At 30.9% G+C, this 3,594-nt stretch carries 6 protein-coding genes; 3 read left to right on the top strand and 3 right to left on the bottom strand.

Features of this window, described 5'->3' with window-relative positions:
• Positions 1-164 precede the first annotated feature (164 nt).
• From PHQ99_08175 to PHQ99_08185, 3 genes are read left to right on the top strand one after another with little or no spacing between them, the layout of a single operon-like run.
• Complete coding sequence (locus PHQ99_08175) at positions 165-299, top strand: hypothetical protein (GenBank protein MDD4289546.1); 135 nt, start codon at positions 165-167, stop codon at positions 297-299.
• A gap of 49 nt (positions 300-348) precedes the next feature.
• Positions 349-918, top strand: a complete 570-nt coding sequence (locus tag PHQ99_08180) for a type IV toxin-antitoxin system AbiEi family antitoxin domain-containing protein (GenBank protein MDD4289547.1) — start codon at positions 349-351, stop codon at positions 916-918.
• Positions 915-1,619, top strand: a complete 705-nt coding sequence (locus PHQ99_08185; GenBank protein ID MDD4289548.1) for a nucleotidyl transferase AbiEii/AbiGii toxin family protein — start codon at positions 915-917, stop codon at positions 1,617-1,619. The genes PHQ99_08180 and PHQ99_08185 overlap by 4 nt, the downstream gene beginning before the upstream one ends.
• 178 nt (positions 1,620-1,797) lie before the next feature.
• Here the strand turns inward: PHQ99_08185 and PHQ99_08190 are convergent, their stop codons facing one another.
• From PHQ99_08190 to PHQ99_08200, 3 genes are all read right to left on the bottom strand, one after another.
• Positions 1,798-2,079: a hypothetical protein gene (locus PHQ99_08190; GenBank protein MDD4289549.1), complete on the bottom strand. Its 282-nt coding sequence runs from the start codon at positions 2,077-2,079 to the stop codon at positions 1,798-1,800.
• A 76-nt stretch (positions 2,080-2,155) separates the two neighbouring features.
• Complete coding sequence (locus PHQ99_08195) at positions 2,156-2,959, bottom strand: DUF4065 domain-containing protein (protein MDD4289550.1); 804 nt, start codon at positions 2,957-2,959, stop codon at positions 2,156-2,158.
• 36 nt (positions 2,960-2,995) lie between these two features.
• Positions 2,996-3,172, bottom strand: a complete 177-nt coding sequence (locus PHQ99_08200; protein MDD4289551.1) for a hypothetical protein — start codon at positions 3,170-3,172, stop codon at positions 2,996-2,998.
• Positions 3,173-3,594: the final 422 nt, after the last annotated feature.

A 3,594-nucleotide genomic window follows, 5' to 3' on the forward strand; every position in this document is an offset into this window, starting at 1 on the left:
TAAGTGCTGATGATGTAATAAAATTTTTCACTTATGACCAAGAAAAATCCCTGGTTCTTTGAAAAGAGAATTGGGTATATAATTGAAAAATAACATACAACTATAGAATAATTTGTTTAATCAGGGATAGTCAAAAGACTTTCTTTATGCCAGAATAAGAATATATGGCCGAAGGAACATTTGTGGCTTTAGGGGTTTGTCCAAAGACAAGTGGTTTGTCTGATTTGTCTGAGGTGACTCAACCTGAACTGCCTGATGCTCCGTATTTTTATTTGACATCATACACAGTTATAATTTAAACTATATATGACATTAGATGTAATAAATAGTTTATAAAGTGTGATTATTATGTACAAATCTGATATTTTAAATATATTACGTTCTAATAAAACTGTTTTTTCTTTTCAAGAATTACTTCTGGCTTCAAAAGACAAAAATCCTAATCTATTAATTAGAAGATTGAATTATTATATTAAAGAAGGAGAGCTTTATTCTATCAGAAAAGGCTTATATGCCAAAGATAAAAACTATAACAGATTTGAAGCCGTAAATAAAATATATACTCCCTCATACATCAGTTTTGAGACTGTGCTAGGCAAGGCAGGAGTTACCTTCCAGTATTATAGCCAGGTTTTCGCAGCTTCCTATTTAACCCGAGAGATAACCGCAGACGGACAAATATATTCCTATAGAAAAATTAAGGATTCTGTCCTAACTGATAATACCGGGGTAGAACAAAAAGATAATTATGCCATTGCTACTCCTGAAAGAGCTTTTCTGGATGTTGTTTATTTAAACAAAGATTATCATTTTGATAATCTATCTGAATTAGATTGGAATAAAATATTTAAAATTTTGCCCATCTATTCAAATAAAAGAATGGAGAAAAATATCAAGTCTTATCAAGAAATGCTATGAGAGTAAATATTCAGATTCATAAAAATATCTTACTTAGAATATTAAAAGATATTTATACTGACAATTCTCTCGGTCCTCTTTTAGGCTTTAAAGGGGGGACTGCTGCTTATTTTTTCTATGAATTGGATCGTTTTTCTGTTGACCTTGATTTTGATTTGCTAAAGAAGGATAAAGAACAGGAAGTTTTTGACAAGATAGAACTATTAGCCAGTGAATATGGAGAGATTAAAGATAAAATAAATAAAAGCCATACTTTATTAATAATTCTTTCTTATTCTAAGGAAGCACAGAATATTAAGATTGAGATTAATAAAAGAAGTTTTAATTCACATTATGAAATCAGGAATTATTTAGGTATCTCTATGTTGGTTATGAGTAAAGAAGATATGTTTGCACATAAATTGGTTGCAATGCTCGAAAGAGGTAAAATTGCTAATCGTGATGTTTTTGATATCCATTTTTTCCTGAAGTCCAATTGGGGGATAAACAAAGAAATTATAGAAGATAGAACAAAGATGAGTTTTCCTGATTATTTAAAAAAGTGTATTAATTTTGTAGAAAATATTTCTAACCGCAGTATCCTTTTTGGCATAGGAGAATTAATAGATGAAAAGCAAAAGATTTGGATTAAATCTAAATTAAAGCAGGATACAATTTTTTTGCTCAAGCTGATGATGGAAAATGAGAAAAATGAGAGTTAGCAGAAAGAGATGAGGAAAAAAAGTAAAAGGGTTCAGCCTGTCAACAGTCTGACCCCAAAAAGACCCCGAAGATATTAAGCTCGTGGATGAAATAGGGGATACTAAATGGGATGTATGGCTAATTGATGGTTGAGAAATTACAGTAAATGAAAAATAATATTCAATTATAGTTGGCTTATTATTTTTTGTAGTATTTGTAAATTCTATTCCTGTCTTCGTTTACTTTTTCACCCTTGTAATAGATCTCTACGAATTCAATAATATCTTCTTCTTCGTAATACGCATAAATAATTCGGATGCCACTAAAAACGCCTTTACCTTTTAGTGATTTACAGGTAAATTTTCTTACCTTGTAAATATAAGGATATTTAATGCCAAGGTTGGAAATTCTAATAATACCTGAATTGTCCATTTTTTGCTTATGATATAAATTAAGCTGAGTATTAATGAACGTTTCCATATCTTCTTCTAGGGTCTTAAACTTTTTCAACAGTTTTCGGAATTCTCTTTCAAATTCCTTTAATTTACGTATCTCATTAAATAACTTCTTCTTCTATTTCTTCACTATACTCCCTAACTGAATAAGGTGTAGTCCGGTAAAATACCGATTCGTAATCAATGACATCTCCCTCTTCTGTAGTCATCCAGGGGACATCATTATGAGAATATTCACTTATCTGAGATGCATTCATATCTGCAAGTTTATTTAGAACATCGTCAATTACATTTAATTCCCGGGCATTTAGCTTAGACAAATCAGGATTTTTAAGTGGAATATATTTGGTTTGAGGGTATTTAAAATATTTATCCTGTATTTTAACCAAGTCTTCCCCTTCCATCTCCTTTACGATTTTAATAAACTCTTTTGGTGTAGGACCATGGTGATTTTTAACATAGGTGGCACCAATTAATTGCTCTTCATATTTTTCATAATAATTAAAATCGATAAAGTAAAGCAGTTTGTACAGCACTGTTTGCCCGATATTAGGTTTTGACCCTATCTTGCCTAAAATATAAAGTAATACTTCTTTAAATTTTTCAATATTTTTCTGAGGAACACTAATTCTTATCTCCTGTTTTTCTTCAGGCTTTGCTTCTTTGTTTTTTTCTAAAATAATTTCAATATCTTTATTTAAATCAAGCAGAATATCGGTTGAGACATTAAAGATGCTGGATAAGGATATCAATTCCTCAGTGCATATTCTTCGTTTACCATTTTCTATTTGTGAAACAGCAACTCTACTAATTTCCATTTTTTTTGCTAGATCTTCCTGAGAAAGCCCCTCTCTTTCTCTTATCTCTTTTATTCTATTGCCTATTTTTTTTATTAAGGCATCCATAAAGGAACCTCCCTCGTTTATTTTTTAAATACAAATTTAAGTCAATATCATTGTATAATATGTTAGAATATATTTCAATAGTTTGTAATAATAACTAACAATAGTATTGAAGATATTATTATCAGCTTGATAAAATCTTGAAATACAAACCTTGCCCCCTATTCGTAAATCATCTTCCCATCTCTCAATTGTTCCTTGATTCTCTGTACCCATTTCAACGATTCCTGCCTGGGCAGGGCATCTTTGTCCATCTTAATTCATATTATTTAGCCGTTAGTATTTGGTATTTAGTGTAAAAACTGTAAGAGAATGAAATGATGGAATGTTGGAATTATGCAATAGTGGAAGATTGGAAATCAAGAAAAGACAACATTTAAAATATTTATTAACATTTTTGCATTCTTACAATATTCCATTGTTGCAGTGAAGTCTTCCTTTTTGGGTATAAATGCATGAGATTGCTTTGTCACTACGTTCCGCGCAATGACAAAAAAGTATACTGTATAAAGTATTACGTATAGTATTCACCCCCACCTTAATCCTCCCCCCTCAAGGGGGAGGAGATAAGAGGAATTAATTTTTGCCTCAAGGGGGAGGAGGTAAGAAATGAGTTAATCCTTTACTCAAGGGGGAGG

The organism is Atribacterota bacterium, from assembly GCA_028703475.1.
Classification (GTDB): domain Bacteria; phylum Atribacterota; class Phoenicimicrobiia; order Phoenicimicrobiales; family Stramentimicrobiaceae; genus JAQVMU01.